Genomic DNA, 1,037 nt, shown 5'->3' with positions numbered 1-1,037 from the left:
GCCAAAGGCCAGATGTATACCGCGGGCCGGCAGATCCACAAAGATGCCCCAGCCAAGTGCATAGGGAACCGGGGATGCGATCCACAGCTGGTAAAGGGACCAAAGGGCGGCAACGGTGATGAAGGTTTTCGGCCAGGGGCCGAAGTAGTCGCTGCGTTCGACTTTCAACGCCTCATCAACTGCAGCTTGTTGCAGTGATTTGTCAGACATGGTGATTTCCGGGTTGAAGGAAAATTCGGTCTCTGCCTAGGCGGCAGAGACCAGCTGTTATCGAGCGGGGAGGAGACCGTTACTCGATCCAGCCTTTCTCGCGGTAATAGCGGGCCGCACCTTCATGCAGCGGTGCGGAATTACCGTTATGGATCATGCTATTGGGATCCAGGTTGGCGAATGCCGGGTGCAGCGCCCGGAAATCGTCCAGGTTTTCGAACACCGCCCTGACAACCTCGTAAACCAGATCCGCATCGACATTCTCATGCGAGACGATGGTGGCATAGCCGCCAAAGGTGGTCACATCCTCTTTCTGCGAGGAATAGACACCCGCGGGGATGTCAGTTGCCGCATAAAACGGACGCTCTTCAATCAGCTGCTTTTCCACATCAGTGTTCAGGCTGACGATCTGCGCACCGCAGCCTTCGGTTGCCACTGCGACGCCCGAGTTCGGAACACCAACGACATAGGTGAATGCGTCAATGTTGCCATCGCACAAAGCGTTAGAATGCTCCGATGACGTCATCTCTGTTATCAGGCCAAAATAGTCGCGCCCGGTACCATAACGCTCCATCAGAAGCTCAGTGGTGCCGCGCTGCCCGGATCCCGGGTTGCCGATGTTCAGCCGCTTGCCCTTCAAGTCTTCCCAGGATGCAATCCCAGAGTCTGCGGACACGATCAGCTGAAACGGCTCCGGATGCACTGAGAACACAGAGCGGAAGCCAGGATCGTTCACAACTTTTTCGGAGGTGCCGTTCACGGCATAATACTGCCAATCGGATTGCGAGACACCGAACTCGAATTCACCCTGCGAAATCTGGGCCAGG

2 protein-coding genes are annotated in these 1,037 nt (G+C 56.2%); both read right to left on the bottom strand.

The genetic code is table 11. From position 1 onward, the window contains the following. On the bottom strand, positions 1-210 hold a 210-nt coding region (locus tag A2I95_RS41925; protein WP_291738156.1), incomplete at its 3' end, for a hypothetical protein. A 79-nt stretch (positions 211-289) separates the two neighbouring features. After that, a partial coding sequence (locus A2I95_RS41920; protein ID WP_291738155.1) for a TAXI family TRAP transporter solute-binding subunit occupies positions 290-1,037 on the bottom strand: 748 nt, incomplete at its 5' end.

The sequence above is a fragment of the Leisingera sp. F5 genome (assembly GCF_001593695.1).
Note: the sequence above shows the minus strand (reverse complement) of the source record. Positions and strands in the feature narration are given on the sequence as shown.